Origin of the sequence: Corynebacterium sp. S5S1 (genome assembly GCF_001913985.1) — a bacterium.
In the GTDB taxonomy this organism is placed as follows: domain Bacteria; phylum Actinomycetota; class Actinomycetes; order Mycobacteriales; family Mycobacteriaceae; genus Corynebacterium; species Corynebacterium marquesiae.
Genome location: NZ_MKXT01000012.1, coordinates 17,971 through 35,823, shown reverse-complemented (window position 1 = coordinate 35,823; position 17,853 = coordinate 17,971). Strand labels below are relative to the sequence as shown.

Sequence of the window (17,853 nt, the reverse complement as noted above, 5' to 3'; positions counted from 1 at the left end):
ATTCCCTTTCTGTAGTGGAGTGCTTCCAGCGTACAGTCCAAGAAGTGGATCACTGCCTCTTGTGCCAGCGCAAACGTTTGCCGTTTAATGAGAGTCATGAGCACTTCAGAGTCATCGCCCCTCATCCTCGCCATCACGGCGTGTCCGACGGGCATCGCACATACCTACATGGCAGCCGAAAACCTCGAGGCCGCAGCCCAAGAATTGGGCTACCGCATCAAGATTGAAACTCACGGTTCCATCGGCGTCGAAGGAACCTTTAGCAAGCAAGATATCGAAGACGCTGATGCCATTGTCATCGGTGCCGATACGGTAATTTCCAAAGACCGCTTCCACGGCAAACGCCTCGAGGCCACCGGTGTGGACGAGGCCATCAAGCACCCGAAGGAACTGCTCAGCAGGTCCTTGAGCGCCTCGCGCTGGGAGGGCACTTCCGAGCAAACGGAAGAAGAGGCACCGCGTAAAAACAACGTTGGTCAAACCATGTATAAGGCGCTGATGAACGGCGTCTCGCACATGATCCCGTTCGTGGTAACCGGTGGTCTGCTCATCGCGGTCGCCCTCTCCATCGGCGGCACGCCCACGCCTGAGGGCATGGCGATTCCAGAAGATAGCTTCTGGAACACAGTCAATGAGCTCGGCGCCCTGGCGTTCTCGCTGATGGTCCCAGTGCTCTCTGGCTATATTGCGGTGGGCATCGCGGACCGGCCGGGCCTTGCCCCTGGCCTTATTACTGGCCTCATCGCCACCACCGGCTCGCTTTACGGTTCTGAGGCGGGCGCCGGTTTCTTGGGCGGCATTGTCACCGGTATTTTGTCCGGTTATGTGGCTCTTGCCATTAAGAAGATTCCGGTACACAAGTTCATTGCACCGATTTGGCCCATCATCGTCATCCCGATTTTCACCACGCTGATCGTGGGGCTCATCTTCATCTTGCTCATTGGCGCACCAGTTTCGGCCGCGTTCGAGGCAATGACCGACTATCTCGCTGGCATGCAGGGCTCCTCCGTCATCGTGCTGGGTCTTATCCTGGGCGCCATGATCGCCTTCGATATGGGTGGTCCCTTTAATAAAACAGCCTTCCTCTTTGGCGGCGGCATGATCGCGGCCGGCAATGCGGCACCCATGGGCATGGCAGCATGCGCGATTGCCGTACCGCCTCTCGCCGTTGGTGTAGCTACGCTCCTGCGCCGCCGCTGGTTCACCAAGGCCGAAAATGATGCGGGCATCGCCGCGTTGTTCATGGGATTCTTCGGCATTACTGAGGGCGCCATTCCGCTCGCGGCTGCACGCCCGCTACAGGTTATCCCTGCCAACGTTGCCGGTGGCGCCGTAGCTGGTGCGCTCGCCGGTCTAGTTGGTGCACAAGACCACGTCATGCACGGCGGCCCCATCGTCGCGGTGCTCGGCGCGGTAGATAACGTCGTTGGCTTCTTTATCGCCATGCTTGCCGGCATCGCTGTCTGTGCTGGCCTTATTCTCCTGCTAGTGGGATTGACGCAGCGCAAGGATAAGCCGCTTGTTGCTGTCGATACGATTAGCCTCGATAAAGACCTGGGTTCTTCCAGCGAAGAGGTCATTCGCTCCATGGTGAAGCTCACCTCTTCGCGTATGTCTGATGCGGAAGCGGTCGCCAGCGCCGCGTTGAAGCGCGAATCTACCCGTTCCACTGGAGTGGGCCACGGAGTGGCCATTCCGCACGCTCGATCTGCGGGGGCGAAGGTACCAACTCTCGCCTTCGCGCGCCTGCCCCAGGGCGTCACGTGGGCCGCGGGTGAGGACCCGACCACCTTGGCCTTCCTTATTGCCGTTCCGGATAACGCCGGAAAGCAGCACCTCAAGCTGCTCTCCAAGCTGGCCCGCAGCATCATGAAAGAGGACTTCCGAGCCCAGCTCCACGGTGCGAAGACGCGCAAGGAAGCCGCCGACATCATTTCACAGGTGCTCTCCCCTGCACCATCGACTGACAACGCAGCCGCAACCTCCCAGGCCTAAATTGTCTTGCAGCTACTAGCGCTCAGCGGTTATACCCGCTGGGCGCTTTTCTTATGCCAACACCGCACAGGAATGGGGCGAATGGGGCGGTTTCGCGGGAGGAGCAGCGGTAGCGCGGCGGGTTCAAACGAGACCCGGCATCACCCTGATGCTCTCTTACACTCCTTAGACAGCCAGAAATACACAAGGTTTCTCATAGGCTCTTTCAAGAAAATGGCCAGCTTTACCAGAGACGGGCTTAAAACTAAGGCTGTATGTCTTAAAAGAACCTCACTCCTCTGGGAACCTGAGATACTGGTTGAGATCTACCCCCGTAGGGGCGGGGAACTGAGCGACATCACTGAGGAAATTTAGGGGTTTCCTAGCTCAAATCGAGAAATAACTAAGAGGCAATTAGTTTTACGCGACATCAACTTCATGAATCCTAATATTTGCTGGTCAGCTGGATTTTACCCGAGCGGAATTGATTAACTTTTAAGTGAAGGGGAACGGAAGTTAGCGGTTAACACTCCGAGATTCCCGCCCTCCTGATTTCCGCTAGGTCCCAGCAGAAAGGTGCCGCTCATGTTTACCCCCAAAATTCACTTCTCCGCCAAGAAGTTCTTTGCTCCTGCACTTGCAGCAGCCGTCGCCCTCAGCATTGGCGCAGCTCCAGCAGAGGCCTCCAGCTCCTTGAGTAGCTTCGGTGGTGTAAAGCTTCCGGTACCGTCCGCCAGCCAGCCCGTCGCCCCAGCTGCCGCTGCGAAGCCAGTTGCCCCAGCTTCCAACCGAGTCCAGAGCATCATCAACCACACCAACGCCTACCGCCAGGCACACGGCCTGCGCCCGGTTCGCGCCAACGGTGCACTCAATGCGCTGGCTCAGGATTGGGCCAACCAGCTGGTTCGCGCCGATAAGCTCAGCCACCGCCCACAGCACTGGAACTACTACCCTTCCAACATCCCGGCCGGCGGCGAGAACGTACTGCAGGCATGGAGCGACTACTCCGATGCCCTCCTGGTCAAGCTTTGGTACGAATCTCCGGGTCACCGCAAGATCATGCTCGACCCACGCGCCAAGACCATCGGCGTTGGTGTTGCCATAAACTCTGAGGGCAAGCTCTACGCTGTCCAGAACTACGGCCGCTAAAGATTACACAAGCTAGGGCCTTCGGCCCCTTGGGCTCTAGCGGGCCACCCCGCCCCCTCCCGGACCTCTTGCCCGGGGCGGGGCGGTTTTCTCATGCCTAGGTGGGGGTGCGCACGCGGGTAAATAAAAAGTAACCGTCTTCACAAATGACAGTGGCGAGGGTTACACTTAAAGGCATTCGAATTGTTCAACAATCTTAAAGGACGGTGTTGAATGTCCTCGCTCCATATTGATTTGAACGCGGACTTGGGAGAAACGACCGCGGGCAATCCGGTCGCGGATGACGCGGCGATGCTGGAGATGGTGTCCTCAGCAAACGTGGCCACGGGCTTCCACGCGGGTGACCCACACTCGATTGCCGGCACGCTCGAGGCAGCTGCAGAAGCGGGCGTTACCGTAGGTGCACATGTAGGTTATAACGACGCCGCAGGTTTCGGTCGCCGCTTTATCGATTACAACCCGGACGAACTCGCGGACGAGGTAACTTACCAAATTGGCGCGCTCGATGCTTTGGCCCGCGCCAATGGCACCAAGGTTTCCTATGTGAAGCCGCACGGCGCGATGTATAACGCCATCGTCAAGGATAAGGCGCAGGCAGAAGGCGTCATCAAGGGCATTAAGGCCTTTGATGACTTGCCGGTGATGCTGCTGCCGGGGGGAGTAGCGGTGGACGTCGCCAAGCGCAGCGGGCTTACCGTCATCCGTGAAGCCTTTGCGGACCGCAACTACAACCCCGATGGCACGCTGGTCTCACGCAAGGAAGCCAATGCGGTGCTGGGTAGCGCCGATGAGGTGGTGCAGCGAGTACTGGAGGTGGCGCAGACCGGGTCGATCACGGCCGTGGATGGCACGAAGTTAGAGGTAGATGCACAATCCGTATGCACCCACGGCGATTCGCCCGGCGCGGTGAAGTTGCTGCGCGGCGTGGTGGAGCGCCTGCGGGAAGAAGGCATCGAGATTCGGAGCTTTATCTAATGCACATTAATTTTGTGGGCACGCGCGCGTTGCTCATTGACCTGGATGGATTGAACCAGGTGATGGATTGGCACGCGGCGCTTTCTGCCAAGCCGTTGAAGAATCAGGTGGACTGCATCGCGGCCGCCACCACCTTGCTGCTGACCTTTGAAGCACCCGATTCGGCGCGTGATGCGGCGGAATTTTTGCAGGACTTCTCCCCTGCCGCCGCGACGGCTGCGGAGGCGCGCACGGTAGAAATTGATGTGCTCTATGACGGCGAGGATGTGGACGAGGCCGCAGACCTGCTGGGTCTTTCGCGCGAAGCGCTCATTAACTGGCATACCTCTACCGAGTGGACCGCGGCATTCGGTGGCTTTGCCCCGGGTTTTACCTACTGTGCGCCGTCGGACCCCTCCCAGGCGCGTGCTGTGCCACGCCGATCCAATCCCCGTACCGCGGTGCCGGCCGGTGCCGTAGGTATCGCGGGCGAGTTTTCCGCGGTGTACCCGCGCGTTTCCCCGGGCGGCTGGCAGCTGTTGGGCACCACCAATACGCCGATGTGGGATTCCAATGCTAACCCGCCGGCGCTGGTACAGCCGGGAGACCGCGTGCGCTATCGCAGCGTGGATAAGCTGCCGGAGCTCGTTGATCACTCTGCCCGCTCGAAACGCGCCCCTGCCCGCTTGCCGCGCATGGAGGTTATCGATGCCGGCCTACTCACGCTCTACCAGGACTTGGGCCGCCCCGGTGTGGGCGATCTCGGCGTGACCCCCTCCGGTGCTGCCGACCGCGCCGCCGCCGCGACCGCCAACGTGGCCGTGGGCAATCCGCGTGGGGCAACAGTGCTGGAAAATATCGGCGGCATTAAGCTCCACGCGCTCACCGATACCGTCATTTGTGTCACCGGCGCGACCGCGCGTGTGCGCCTCGGCGAGATGCCGGTCCACCTTGCTCGCCCCGTACTGGTTACGGCCGGGCACACCGTCACGGTGGATCCTGCAACGGTAGGCATGCGCAATTACGTGGCCATCCGCGGCGGCATTATTGCTGAATCCGAGCTTGGCTCCGCGGCCACCGACGTCCTTTCTGGCCTTGGCCCGGACCCGGTCACCACCGGCGATGTCATCGGCGTGCTGCCGCGCTCTACCGGCATGACCGACGCCCAGCTGGCCAACCCACTGCGCGTGCGCGAAAGCTCCGATGGCAAGACCCGCGCCACCTTGCGCTGCGTGCTCGGACCGCGCGATGACTGGTTTGGCGATAATGTCTCCGCCTTCCTGGACACCGAGTGGACCGTCACTTCGGATTCCAACCGCGTGGGCCTGCGTCTCGATGGCGAAGAGACGATTGAACGCGTCAAAGACGGCGAGCTCCCCTCCGAGGGCATGGTCGCCGGTTCCATCCAAATCCCACCTAATGGCAAGCCCGTGGTCTTCCTGCGCGATCATGCCGTGACCGGCGGCTACCCGGTCATCGCCACCGTCTTGGAAGAAGATATTGATATTGCCGCGCAGCTGCCACCCGGCGCACGCGTGAACTTTGAACTCGTAGCACCCCAAGCCTTGAACACTGGAGATAAAAATGCAGATTAAAACCGTCCTCATTGCTAACCGCGGCGAGATTGCCGTGCGTATCGCTCGCGTCGCCCGCGACCTGGGAATTAAGTCCATCGCCATTTACTCCGAGGCAGACGCTGGTGCCTTGCACACCCAGGTAGCGGATGAAGCTTATGCGCTGCCGGGCAATACGGCCGCCGATACCTACATGAACGTGCCCGCGCTGCTCGATATCGCGGTGCGTGCCGGTGCTGATGCTATTCACCCAGGCTATGGCTTTTTGTCTGAGAACGCCGACTTTGCCCGCACCGTCACTGAGGCCGGCATGATCTGGATTGGCCCTTCGCCCGAGCATATTGAGTTACTCGGTGACAAGATCGCTGCCCGCCGCGTAGCCGAAGAGGTCGGCGCACCACTGGCACCTGGTACTTCTGATCCCATCGATGATTGGCAAGAAGCCCGCACCTTTGCCGAAGAGCACGGCCTGCCCATTGCCATCAAGGCCGCTTATGGTGGCGGCGGACGCGGCTTGAAGGTCGTGGACAATATGGAAGAAATCGAGGGCGCGTTCAACTCCGCCGGCCGCGAGGCCATGGAGGCTTTTGGCCGCGCCGAGTGCTATGTGGAGAAGTTCCTCACCCACCCGCGCCACGTCGAAGCCCAGGTATTGGCCGATACGCACGGCAATGTGCGCGTGCTCGGCACCCGCGATTGCTCCACCCAACGCCGCTTCCAAAAGCTCATTGAGGAGGCTCCGGCGCCCGCGCTTTCCGACGCCCAACGCAACGGCATCATCGAAGGCGCCCGCTCCATTTGCTCCAAGGTGGGCTACACCGGCGCCGGCACCGTGGAATACATCGTTTCCGAGGACGGCACCATTTCCTTCCTGGAGGTCAATACCCGCGTCCAGGTCGAGCACCCCGTTACTGAGGTAGTCACCGGTACCGATATCATCGCCGAGCAGTTCCGCATCGCGGCCGGGGAGCCGCTGTCCTTCGAGGAAGATCCGCAGTCTCACGGCCATGCTTTTGAGTTCCGCATCAATGCCGAGGACATCCTCAACGGCTTTGCGCCGTGCCCCGGCACCATTGTCTCCTTCGAGCCGCCCACCGGCCCGGGCATCCGCGTAGATTCCGCGGTGCGCTCCGGCTCTATCATCCCGCCGTACTATGATTCCCTGATTGCCAAGCTGGTGGTGTGGGGCCCGACCCGCGAAATCGCCCTGGCCCGCGCCCGCTTTGCCCTGCGCGAGTTCACCGTCACCGGCGTGCGCACCGTGCTGCCGTTCCACCGCGACATGATGGATGAGCCTGCACTCATCGGCACCGCCGCCCCAGCAGACGATGCCGCTGCCGCCGGCGCCTCCGAGATTGGCGTATTTACTGACTGGGTGGATCACAACTACCGCCCGTCTGCCGCCAACCAGGTGGAAAAGGTCGAGGCCATCTACACCCAGCGCCGCACTGTGGCCGTAGAAATCGACGGCAAGCTGGTCAACGTCGGCGTCCCCGTGGACTTCCTCACCGCGCCGGGCGCCGGCTCGGCCGGTGGTTCTGCCTCCACCGCGCCGTCTTCGGCCGGCGCACAGTCCACCGATGACAACGCGGTCACCTCCCCGTTCGAGGCCAACCTCGTGGCCTGGAACGTTGCGGACGGCGATACCGTAGCCGAGGGCGATGCCATCGCCACCGTCGAGGCCATGAAGATGGAATCGGCCATCAAGGCTCCGCGCGGCGGCACCATCAAGCTCCTGGCCGCCGAGGGTGACCGTCTGGATTCCTCCAAGGTCATCGCGACCATCGATTAGCGCTCACACCATCGTTGTGCACCCCATCTTCAATGTGAGGTGCATAACTTTTTAGTACAGTTGTGGTCATGCTTTCCCAGTCTGTCGCCTCCGAGTTGCGCGAGGCTATCTCCGCCGGCGAGTTTCAGCCGGGCGAGCAGCTCAGCGAGGTCAAGGCGGCCGAGCGCTTTCACTGCTCGCGCAATACCCTCCGCGAGTCCTTCACTAGGCTGGCCGCGGAACGCATTGTGGAACGCATCCCTAACCGGGGTGTTTTCCTTGCGACGCCCGATGCAGACTATATCCGCGACCTCTTTGCCGCCCGCGCAGCCATCGAGCCCGCGGCGGTGCGCTGGGGCGAGTTTGCTGATGCCCCCTCGCTCGTTACCCTCACTTCCTCCGCCTTCGACTACGCGGCACGCGGCGAGCACCAAGAAGTCTCCGCCATCAACCAACGCTTCCACCGCACGCTGGTGGCCGCGCTGGGCTCGCCCACCCTTAATGAGCAGATGGATAACCTGCTCGCCCGCATGCGGCTCACCTTCTTGCTAGCAATCCCGCGCTACCCGCAGCTGCATGCGGACCACATTCAAGGCAATATCACCTTGGCCACGCTTATCGCAGATGGAAAACGCCTCGAGGCCGCCACGCTTTCGCATGACAGCCTCATGAATACCTGCGAGAAGATCCTCGCCGTGCTGGACGATTAAGGAATGAGAAAATCTTGATCGCGGGCGTTGGTCACGAGCATCTGGCCCGGTGCGTGCGTAATAGCTAAGCGCGGCTTAGATTCCATCACGATGGCCTGCGGGGTCACACCACAGGCCCAAAAGACCGGCAGGCAGCCCTCCGGCACTTCGCCCGGATCACCAAAGTCCGGGCGGTTCAAGTTCTCAATGCCAATGGCCGCCGGGTCACCCACGTGAACCGGGGCGCCGTGAACTGATGGGTAACGGGAGGTAATCCGCACGGCATCGGAGACCTGCGCGGCCGGAATAGGGCGCATGGAGACTACCATGGGCCCGGAAAAGACACCGGCCGGGGTGGTGGGAATCGTGGTTTTAAACATCGGCACGTTGCGCTGCTGGGCAATGTGCGCGACCTCAATGCCGTTATCCTGCAGCGCAGTCTCAAAGGTAAAAGAGCAACCGATGAGGAAGCTGACCATGTCTGGGGTGTAGTACGAGGTGGCGTCGGCAAGCGTGGCTGTATGCTCGCCGTTTTCAAAGACACGGTAGGCCGGAATATCGGTGCGGATATCCCCACCCGGCAGCAGCTCGGAGGTGTACTGACCGGCTTCCAGCACGCCCACAATCGGGCATGGCTTGGGATTGCGCTGGGCAAAGAGCAAGAAATCAAACGCGTATTCCTGCGGCACGGCCAGCAGGTTAGCCTGCATGAAACCGCGGGCATGCCCGGCGGTGGTGGCCATGTCATGGCTGCGCGCATACTCGCGCACCTGCTCTGGGGTCTGCATTATGCCCACAGCTCGGTGATGCCGGAGAAAGCCTTGAAGCCGATGAAGATGGTGAGTACCCACGCCAGGGTGCCGATAACCAGCAACCACTTGGGATACTTATAGCCCTGCAGGAGGTCGCGGCGGCGCCAGGCCACCCACATCACGAGGGCGAAACCGATGGGCAGGATCAGGCCATTGATGGCGCCGGCGAAGATGAGCAACTTCTGTGGCGCGGAGTTGATGGCTACGAAGACTACCGTGCACACCGCAATGAAAATAATGGTGAGGATATTGCGGGTGCGCGTCGAGGTGTCCTGGGAGGTCACGAAGGATACCGAGGTATAGGCGGCGCCGATAACCGAGGACAAACCGGCCGCGAAGAGGACCACGCCGAAGGCACGCAGGCCAAACTCGCCGGCGGCATTGTAGAAGGCATCGGCCGCGGTGTTGTCGTCCGAAAGCGCCACGCCGGTGGCGACCACGCCGAGAACCGCCAAGAAGAGGAGCATACGCATGATGCCGGTGACCACGATGCCGCTTACCGAGGTATAGGTAATGTTTTTGACGTTTTCCACGCCGGTGTGGCCGGAATCGATGAGGCGGTGCGCGCCGGCAAAGGTGATATAACCACCCACGGTGCCACCAATGATGGTGGTGATGACGAAGAAGTCGATCTCGCCCGGCGCGACGGTATTCTTGAGCGCCTCCCCCACCGGTGGCTGGCTGACCACCGCAACGTAGAGCATCAGCAGGATCATGACCGCGCCGAGGACCGCAACGAGACGGTCAAGCGCCATGCCCGCCTTCTTGGAGAGGAAGATAAAGATCGCGATGGCCGCGGCAATGACGCCGCCGATGCGCGAATCGATGCCCAGCATCGCATTAATGCCCAGGCCAGAACCGGCGATATTGCCAATATTGAAGACTGCGCCGCCGATGAACACGAATACGGCAAGCACCCAGCCCAGGCCAGGGAGCACGGTATTGCCCAAGGTATTGGCGCGCATGCCGGTCACGCAGAGAACTCGCCACACATTGAGCTGGATAGCGATGTCCACGAGGATGGACAGCATAATCGCAAATGCGAAGGATGCTCCCATCTGCACGGTAAAGACCGAGGTCTGGGTCAAAAATCCCGGACCGATGGCGGAGGTGGCCATGAGGAACATGGCACCGGCCATGGCGCCGAGGCCCTTGGGCGGGGTCTTGTCCCCCGCCTGCGCCGGAGTGGCGTGTGATGTCTCAGCACTCACTAGATTCACCTTTCGTGATGCAGGTCGCATTAATTTGTGATGCGCATCATCTTAAAGGTTGCTATGCCTTTTGTTCAACAACTTTTATGCGTTGTGGGGTGGCGCGGGGGTGATCTAGGCTACTTTTCTCGTTCGTTTTTCCAGGTGGCTGGCGATTATCCGCAATGCGTCGTCCGGCGCTTTCATATCGCTGGGGCCAAAGCGCAGCACCACGTATCCGCGGTTTTCTAGCGCTCGCTGCCTCTTTATCTGCTGCTTGACCACGTAAGCGGGCGCCTCGCCATAGGTACCGTCATATTTGGCATCGCCATCGACCTCGACAACCAGCCAGCCATCGAGACAAAGATCCGCCCGATATTTCCCGAGCAGCGATTTCTGGGGCTCAATTTTCACCTGCGGGAAACGCTCAATAATGAGGGCTCGCAGATAGGACTCATAGGGCGATTCCGATCCGCCGTACGCGTGCTCGATAACCTTACGCATGGCTGCTTGTCCCCTCGTGCGCTGCATTTTTGCCAGTTCTTCGCGCAAGTCATATGTGGTGACGTCGTGTTGCCTGAGGGCAGAATCGGTAGCTACCAGGCCATCCGGAAAGCCGTGTAGCCGGGCGATTTCGAGGCAGGTGCGGGCGGGATTCGTGGCGCGCACACCCGCAATCGACACCGTGGATTCTTGGAGGGACTTTACCCGGCGGTAACGGTAGCCTTTCGGGGTGAGTCTGCGTGGGGGAACGCTTCCCGAAGGCACCGCTAACTCCACCTCCTCCCCTTCCCTGGAAATTACCCATATTCCCCACAGCCGCGCGGCCGATTTGCTGATGAGGACGGCGCGGTGGGTGCTCCACCCGGCAGCGGCTACTTTGGCGAATTGTTGTTTATGGCGTACCCATTGCCTCCAGGTGGCTGTGGGTACGGCGATCCAGGGCGCTATCTGGGTGAGCTCACCGCTCTGGAGAGCTAAATGGTGCGGACTTTCGGCTCCGGCGTAACGAAGGTTGATGAAGTGATCTGTAATCATGGTTTCATCTTCGCGGCTGGCGGGGCGGGGCACGCGTCATGAGGCTCAGGAAGGTGAATTTCCGAGGGCCTTGAGTGGGGGTCGGAATATTAGGTCCAAGGTGATCGGGCCGAATTGAGGGCGTTGAGGCTGAATTGAGGGCGGGTTGTGCTCAGATCGGCTCGATCACATTCGACCTAAGGAGAAGCAGTTCACAGCGGCGGTGTGGGGGATAATTCAGCAGCGCGGTTAACCGTGCTTTACTAGAGATAATGGAACCCATCGAGCTCTCAGAACTAACCGGTACGCAATCGCGCACCTACGGCACCCGCAAGATCACCTCGGATATGGTCTCGGCACCAATCCACGTTGCGGTCGCACTCTGGGACGAGCGTTGGGATTCCGCCCCCAACGGCACCATCGAAGGCTGGGTCATCGCGGTCAATACTAAGCAGACGCGTTTTGTGCGCCGCGGCCAAACGAAGAAGGGCAATATCGTCGATATCGCCGTGCGCGAGGTCAACAGCGCGCTCAAGGGACTCGACGGACGAGTGTGGATTGTCACTGGTCGCAGGCAGAACGCGTTGCGAGCGGCACTCACGGCTGACGGTTTCACGGTGACGGGAAGCTTTGCGGGAGAAAATAGGGCGTCGAAAAGCGCGAGCTCTGTGCGCAGAAAACAAGCCGGCCTGACCGCCCGGAAGGCCCGAAAGATGGGTGAGGCGCCGAAAAAGAAGCAAGCGGCACAGGTAGAGACGCCGAAAGCGCACTGGTGGCCGAACTTCTCGCGCGCCTCCTCGTGGGCCGAGGGCGAGGTGGTGCGCATAGCCACCGATGCTTCCTCGGATACTGTATTCAAGGGGTCGATGTGCTTCGTTGCGGGAAACGGCGACTACCGGTTACGGACTCGAGAAACCAAGGCGAGCACAGATGAGCTTGAGCTCGAAGCACTGACGCTCGCACTGAAATACCTGCTCAAGGTGGGTGCGCGCAAGGCGGTCATTGAGTCCGATTCCGTAGCCGCTTTGGAGGCGGTCGAGCAGATTGTGCATAAGCGCGGCTCTAAAGCATCACGGCCGGGGCGCACGTGGCGAGGGGTGTCTTCGGGTGCGCGGTCCCGATTCCAGCAAGCTTGGGGCGATATCCAAGGCCAATGCGAGGTCGACATTCGCCGTGTGCTCGGGCATGCGGGCGATCCGCTGAATCGGGCGGCCGACCAGATTGCGTACATGGGGTTGCGCGCGATTGCGCATCCAATGAAGCAGTCTCGCGAGACGCTGCGCGAGGGGATTCAGAAAGCTCTCTCGGCGTTGTGAACCAAACGCTAAAGGCTTAGGGCTGATCTGATCAGGCCGAATTGAGGGAGTTAGGGCCGATCTGAGGCGGCCCAGCCTTCAGATCAGCCTGATCAATATGGACCTAACGACGAGAGGCGCGCTGGGGGTCGCGACCGAGCCGAGCCCGGAGGCGGAGCTTAAGCCAGGCGGCGGGCGCCGTCTCCCGGGCGAGCCACCAAGAAGGTGGGCTCTGGGAAGCCGCGGGATGCCGCGGCGTCGTGGATGGCTTCGGCGGTGGACTCGACGGCGGAGCGCGGGATGAGCGCGATGACGGCGCCGCCGAAGCCGCCACCAGTCATGCGGGCACCGAGTTCACCGGCCGCGGTGAAGGCGGAGTCGAGTTCCGGAGTGGTGACTTCGTACAGGTCGCGCAGGGAAAGGTGGCTTTCGCGCATGAGGCGGCGGAACTTTGCCAGGTCGGAAGAGGTGAGCGCGGTGGCGGCGTCGAGGGTGCGAGCGGTTTCGTCCACCACGTGGCGCACGCGGCAGCGGTAGAGTTCCGCGTCGGCGGGGTTGACGGTGGCGGCAAAGGCGACGGCATCCGGGATTTCGCGAATGGTGTGGCCGGCGGCAGACTGGACGGCGTCGATGATGCCGCGGCGGGAGGCATATTGGCCGTCGGAAAGCGTGTGCGGGGCATTGGTGTCCGCGATAAGCAGCACCATGTCCTGGGCCTCGATATTGAACGGCACGCGCTCGACGGCGCCGGTGGCAAAATCCAGGAAGAGGGCCTTTCCACGCTGACCGAAGAGGCTGGCGTTTTGGTCCAGGCCGCCGGTAGAGGCGCCAACCACCTCGTTTTCGGCGCGGATGCAAGCCTGGGCCAGCTGCGCGCGGGCGGCGTCATCGGGAGCTTTGCCGTGGCAAAGCTCGTAGGCGGCCACGGCAACGGAGCACTCGAGGGCGGCGGAGCTGGACAGACCAGAGCCGACGGGGACATCGGAGACGATGGCAATATCGAGGCCGGCGCAGGTCAGAACGTCCGCGGCAGTGGCGGCCCAGACGGTGCCGGCGACGTAGCCGGACCAGTCGGAAGGGTGGCCAGGGCGGACTTCGGAGAGTGGGAGGCTGGCCTGGGCAACGCTGCCGTCGTATTCGGAGGCTATCCGGAGAAGGCCATCGGTGCGGGGTGCGACGGCGACGGCGGTGTTTTGTTCCAGCGCAAAGGGAATGGAGGCGCCGCCGGCGTAATCGATGTGCTCGCCGATGAGGTTGACGCGGCCGGGAGCGGCCCACACGCCGGCGGGCTCGGGCGCGTCCGGAAAGGAAGCGGCGAAGAGGTCGCGGGCTGCGGCGGCAAGCTCGTCATCGCTGCGGGTGTCAATCCAGTTAAGCATCCCAGATCTCCTTGAAGCGGGCGGCGATGCGCTCCGGGGTGGTGTCATTGATCCACACGGCCTGCGAGGACTCGGAACCGGCAAGGTACTTCATGCGGCCGGGCGATCGCATGAGCGAAAAGAGCTGCAGGTGCATGCGGATGCCGGGGCGCAGGTCCGGATCCACCGGCGCCTGGGTCCAGCCGGCGATATACGGGGTCTTGTCCACGCCATCGAAGAAGCGGTCCACGGCGGAGTACAGCTTTTTGAGGAGGGGTGCGAGGTCGGCGCGTTGGGCGTCGGAAAGCGCGGCGAAATCGGGTACTTCCTCGTTGGGCAGGACCATGGCTTCGAGCGGCCATTTGGCGGCGGCGGGAACGAAGACGGTGAAGTGCTCGGTTTCGGTGATGATGCGGGTGCCGGCGGCGCGCTCGCGATCGAGGAGATCCTGGAAGAGGTCGCCGTCATAGGCGCGGGCAGAATCCACAATGGAGCGCAGGCGCGGCGAAAGGAACGGATAGGAGTAAATCTGGCCGTGCGGGTGTTGGAGGGTCACGCCGATTTCCTCGCCGCGGTTTTCAAAGGGGAAAACCTGCTGCACGCCGTCGATCTGGGATAGCGCGGCGGTGCGGTGAGCCCAGGCCTCGATGACGGTGCGGATGCGCGATTCCGGCAGGTCCTTGAAGGATAGGGCTGGGTCCTCAGTAAAGCACACCACCTCGCAGCGGGCGCGGGCCGGAAGGCGCGGCACCATGCCGAGCAGGTTATCCTCCTCCGGATGCTCGATGTCTGCGGCAGTAGCAAAGGACGGGAAGCGGTTTTCAAAGACCACCACGTCATAGCTGGGGCTGGGGATCTCCGTGGGCAGCTGGCCTTCGCGCGTGGGCGCCAGGGGGTTCTCGTTGGCCGGTGGCAAGAAGGTACGGTTCATGCGGTGGGCGGCAAAGGCCACCCAATCCCCCGTTAGGGGATCCCGGCGCATTTCGGAAGCGGGGGCGACGGTGGGGATGTCGCGGGCGTCGACAAGCACGCGGTCGGGATGGGGCTGGTCGTCGAAGTAGAGGATCTCGCGGCCGTCGGCAAGCGTGGCAGAGGTAATCTCAACCATTAGTTTTCTCCTGGGATGGTGATGGGCTTCAGGCGCGCCCACAGCACAAAGGCGGCGGCCACGGCCAGCAAAGCAAGGCTTGCCCATAGGTTATCGCTAGCGTTCTTCGCCTGCCCGGTATCCGGGTTGATGCCTGGGTCAAGGAAGAAATAGCAGCCGAGCAAAATCAGGCCGTAGAGGCCGAGGAGTGCGGCGATGACATTGCGCAGGTCGAATGCGCCCGCGCGCTTTTTCTCAGACATGTTGGGCTCCTTAGGCGAAGATGACGTTGAGGGCTACGGCCATCACCAGGCAAATGATGCCCAGCGGGACGGTCTGCTGGTACCAGGGCAAGGACTTTTCGGTGTAGTCCTCAAAGTGGTCCTTGGGGGTCACGGAAGAGACGAAGCCAACCAGCTCGCTATCCGGCTTGGGCTGGGTGAACAGGGTGACCACGATGGACACCAGGATATCCACCACAAAGGCCACACCGGCCGCCACAAAGGCCGTGCCTTGGCCCGGCAGGTTGATCATGTCCGTGAAGGACGCGACGTACCAGAAAGCGATGGCGGAACCGGTACCGGCCACAAGACCGGACCAACCGGCGTGCGGGGTCATGCGCTTCCAGAACATGCCCAGAATGAAGGTGGCAAACAGCGGCGCATTAAAGAAGCCAAACAGGGTTTGCAGGTAGTCCATGATATTGCCAAAGTTCTGCGCGAGCAGCGCGGTAAAGATGGCAATAGCGGTGGCGATAATCGTGGCGATGCGGCCGAACTTCAGGTAGTAATCATCCTCGCGGTCCTTGACCACATAGGTCTGCCAGATGTCATAGGAGATGACGGTATTAAAGGCCGAGATATTCGCGGCCATGCCGGCCATGAAGGAAGCCAGCAGGCCGGCGATCGCCACGCCCAGCAGGCCATTGGGCAGAAGGTCGCGCATGAGCAGCAAGATGGCGTCATTCGGCTCCGCGCGCTCCTCCATCAAGTCGGCCACGGAAACGGAGGCAACCATGCCTGGAATGACCACGAGGAAGGGCACGAACATCTTGGGGAAGGCGCCGATAATCGGCGTCTTACGGGCGGCGGAAATGGAATCGGAGGCCATGGCGCGCTGAACTTCCACGAAGTTGGTGGTCCAGTAACCAAAAGAAAGCACGAAGCCGAGGCCCAGCACGATGCCGATGACGGACCACACGGGATTCTCAAAACCGGAGATATCCGTGCCCGGCCAAGTGTGGAAGTGCGATTCCTGGGCCACCGCGTCCTTCAGCCCGCTCCAACCACCAACGCGGTTCAAACCAATGATGGTCAGCGGGGCGAGTGCGGCGATGATGACGAAGAACTGCAGCACCTCGTTATAGATGGCGGCCGAAAGTCCGCCCAGGGTGATATAGGACAGCACGATGATGCCGGCCACGAGGAGCGATACCCACATCTGCCAGCCCAGCAGGGCCTCTACGATGGTGGCCAGCAAGTACAGGTTCACGCCGGCAATAAGCAGCTGGGCCACGGCGAAAGAAATCGCATTGACCAGGTGCGCGGCGTTGCCAAAGCGCTTGCGCATGAACTCCGGCACCGAGCGCACCTTGGAGCCGTAGTAGAACGGCATCATCACAATGCCCAAAAAGACCATGGCCGGGATGGCGCCGATCCAGAAGTAGTGCATGGTTTGGAAGCCGTACTCCACGCCATTGGCGGACATACCAATGATTTCCACGGCACCCAGGTTGGCCGAGACGAAGGCCAGTCCGGTCACCCAGGCTGGCAGTCCCCGGCCGGAGAGGAAGAAGTCGATGGAGCTAGACACTCGGGCCTTGGCGGCCCAGCCGATGCCTAGTACGAAGAGGAAGTAGATGGCTACCAAGAAGTAGTCCACCCAGGAGGCATCGAGCCTCAATACGGATTCAGCAGTCTCCATGGCTGACCTTTCTAGTTATTGTTCTCTGCTGCAAGGCGCAGCGTGAATCTCTGCGGGTTCTGAGCGCTCAGGCGCGCGAGGTCTTCCCCGCTGCGCAGCGCATTCGGCGGCGCGCTCATGGGCTCCACGGCTAATGCCTTGCCGGGGCCACCTGCCCGCGGGAAATCGGCCGGGGTAAACATCTGCACCCAGTTCAGGCCTTCGCCCATCTCCAGGCGCACACCCTTTCCGCCGGCCGAATACACGGCCGTCAGTGGGCCTTCGCCGTGGAAGCAATCGTCCCAGTCCACCTCGGCGATGGGCTGATTAACAATGCGCACCTGCTCCGTCTTTCCCGTAGGCAGGTTGCGGGCGCCTAGCAAGTAGCGCTTGCCGACGTCCACACTGAGCACCGCCTCCTCCGCCCCAGCTCCCTGTGGGGAGAGGTAGAGGTGCAGCCCATAGGCGAAGGGAACCTCGCCGGGTTCCGCGGTGCGGGCGGTGAGCTGGTGGTGCAATCCCCGCTCATCGAGGGCGTAGGTGGCCTCTAGTTGAATCGCCCACGGCCAGCCCTGGCGCGGCTCAATATCAAAGGCAAGAGCCACCCGGTTGTCCGAGCGTTCCGTGACGCGCCACCAATCCACCGCGAATCCATGGATGGCGTTATTGCGCTCCGGCTCCGTGATCTCTAGCTGGTGGGCGGTCCCCTGCCATTCAAACCAGCCATCTTCGGTGCGATTGGGCCACGGCGCCAGCACCACTCCGGCCATCAGCGGCGGCTTGCCTTCGTAGCTTTCTACTAAGGGCGCGCCGCGATAGGTCAGCGCTTTGAGTGTACCGCCGAATAGACCAATCTCTGCCGCATAATCGCCATGGGCAAGTGCGACGCTGGGGTAGTCAGCGTCAGGGCCAGCTGCTCCTCCACTGGTCATAACAAAGACCTTTCTGGCTATAACTTTCGTTGGATTTAGCCTAGGAGTACGGCGAAGCGCCGGTCAATCGTTTGCATAACTTCCGGCTCAAACTCACTGTTTCAGCAGCTCACCGCCCCTTGAGTTAACCTCCAGTTAACCTCTTTCGG

General features: G+C 61.4%; 15 protein-coding genes. 7 read left to right on the top strand and 8 right to left on the bottom strand.

Features of this window, described 5'->3' with window-relative positions; genetic code table 11:
• Positions 1-96 precede the first annotated feature (96 nt).
• The 6 genes from BKN05_RS06130 to BKN05_RS06105 all read left to right on the top strand — a co-directional run bounded on the left by BKN05_RS06130 (position 97) and on the right by BKN05_RS06105 (position 8,132).
• Positions 97-1,995, top strand: coding sequence for a fructose-specific PTS transporter subunit EIIC (locus BKN05_RS06130; protein WP_286688222.1), 1,899 nt, complete (start codon positions 97-99; stop codon positions 1,993-1,995).
• Between the two features lie 564 nt (positions 1,996-2,559).
• Positions 2,560-3,123 carry a CAP domain-containing protein gene (locus BKN05_RS06125; protein ID WP_286688221.1) on the top strand — a complete coding sequence of 188 codons (564 nt, stop codon included), beginning with the start codon at positions 2,560-2,562 and terminating at the stop codon, positions 3,121-3,123.
• Between the two features lie 213 nt (positions 3,124-3,336).
• Positions 3,337-4,098, top strand: a complete 762-nt coding sequence (locus BKN05_RS06120) for a LamB/YcsF family protein (RefSeq protein WP_286688220.1) — start codon at positions 3,337-3,339, stop codon at positions 4,096-4,098.
• The gene (locus BKN05_RS06115; protein WP_286688219.1) at positions 4,098-5,672 is read left to right on the top strand and encodes a 5-oxoprolinase subunit B/C family protein; all 1,575 of its coding nucleotides are present in this window, start codon (positions 4,098-4,100) and stop codon (positions 5,670-5,672) included. The genes BKN05_RS06120 and BKN05_RS06115 overlap by 1 nt, the downstream gene beginning before the upstream one ends.
• Positions 5,662-7,443: an acetyl/propionyl/methylcrotonyl-CoA carboxylase subunit alpha gene (locus BKN05_RS06110; protein WP_200435793.1), complete on the top strand. Its 1,782-nt coding sequence runs from the start codon at positions 5,662-5,664 to the stop codon at positions 7,441-7,443. Before BKN05_RS06115 ends, BKN05_RS06110 begins: the two co-directional genes overlap by 11 nt.
• A gap of 68 nt (positions 7,444-7,511) precedes the next feature.
• Positions 7,512-8,132 (top strand): GntR family transcriptional regulator, encoded by a 621-nt coding sequence (locus BKN05_RS06105; protein WP_005322499.1) that lies wholly within the window; start codon positions 7,512-7,514, stop codon positions 8,130-8,132.
• Here BKN05_RS06105 and BKN05_RS06100 read toward each other — a convergent pair.
• From BKN05_RS06100 to BKN05_RS06090, 3 genes are all read right to left on the bottom strand, one after another.
• Positions 8,129-8,899: a putative hydro-lyase gene (locus BKN05_RS06100; protein ID WP_200435794.1), complete on the bottom strand. Its 771-nt coding sequence runs from the start codon at positions 8,897-8,899 to the stop codon at positions 8,129-8,131. The two genes, BKN05_RS06105 and BKN05_RS06100, sit on opposite strands and share 4 nt — an antisense overlap.
• A complete protein-coding gene (locus tag BKN05_RS06095) occupies positions 8,899-10,062 on the bottom strand; it encodes an NRAMP family divalent metal transporter (protein WP_200435864.1) in 1,164 nt (387 codons plus the stop codon). Before BKN05_RS06095 ends, BKN05_RS06100 begins: the two co-directional genes overlap by 1 nt.
• A 186-nt stretch (positions 10,063-10,248) precedes the next feature.
• Positions 10,249-11,151 carry a DUF559 domain-containing protein gene (locus tag BKN05_RS06090; protein WP_286688218.1) on the bottom strand — a complete coding sequence of 301 codons (903 nt, stop codon included), beginning with the start codon at positions 11,149-11,151 and terminating at the stop codon, positions 10,249-10,251.
• Positions 11,152-11,402: 251 nt separating this feature from the next.
• On the opposite strand from BKN05_RS06090, the gene BKN05_RS06085 reads away from it, so the two are divergent.
• Positions 11,403-12,446: an RNase H family protein gene (locus BKN05_RS06085; RefSeq protein WP_250408868.1), complete on the top strand. Its 1,044-nt coding sequence runs from the start codon at positions 11,403-11,405 to the stop codon at positions 12,444-12,446.
• 158 nt (positions 12,447-12,604) lie between these two features.
• On the opposite strand, the gene galK is transcribed toward BKN05_RS06085, so the two are convergent.
• The 5 genes from galK to BKN05_RS06060 are packed head-to-tail and all read right to left on the bottom strand — an operon-like array spanning position 12,605 to position 17,704.
• The gene (gene galK, locus BKN05_RS06080) at positions 12,605-13,804 is read right to left on the bottom strand and encodes a galactokinase (protein ID WP_286688217.1); all 1,200 of its coding nucleotides are present in this window, start codon (positions 13,802-13,804) and stop codon (positions 12,605-12,607) included.
• Complete coding sequence (gene galT / locus BKN05_RS06075; protein WP_286688216.1) at positions 13,797-14,891, bottom strand: galactose-1-phosphate uridylyltransferase; 1,095 nt, start codon at positions 14,889-14,891, stop codon at positions 13,797-13,799. The genes galK and galT overlap by 8 nt, the downstream gene beginning before the upstream one ends.
• Positions 14,891-15,133 (bottom strand): hypothetical protein, encoded by a 243-nt coding sequence (locus tag BKN05_RS06070; protein WP_005322508.1) that lies wholly within the window; start codon positions 15,131-15,133, stop codon positions 14,891-14,893. The genes galT and BKN05_RS06070 overlap by 1 nt, the downstream gene beginning before the upstream one ends.
• Positions 15,134-15,143: 10 nt before the next feature.
• A complete protein-coding gene (locus tag BKN05_RS06065; RefSeq protein ID WP_286688215.1) occupies positions 15,144-16,793 on the bottom strand; it encodes a sodium:solute symporter family protein in 1,650 nt (549 codons plus the stop codon).
• Positions 16,794-16,804: 11 nt separating this feature from the next.
• A complete protein-coding gene (locus BKN05_RS06060) occupies positions 16,805-17,704 on the bottom strand; it encodes an aldose epimerase family protein (protein ID WP_005322510.1) in 900 nt (299 codons plus the stop codon).
• Positions 17,705-17,853: the final 149 nt, after the last annotated feature.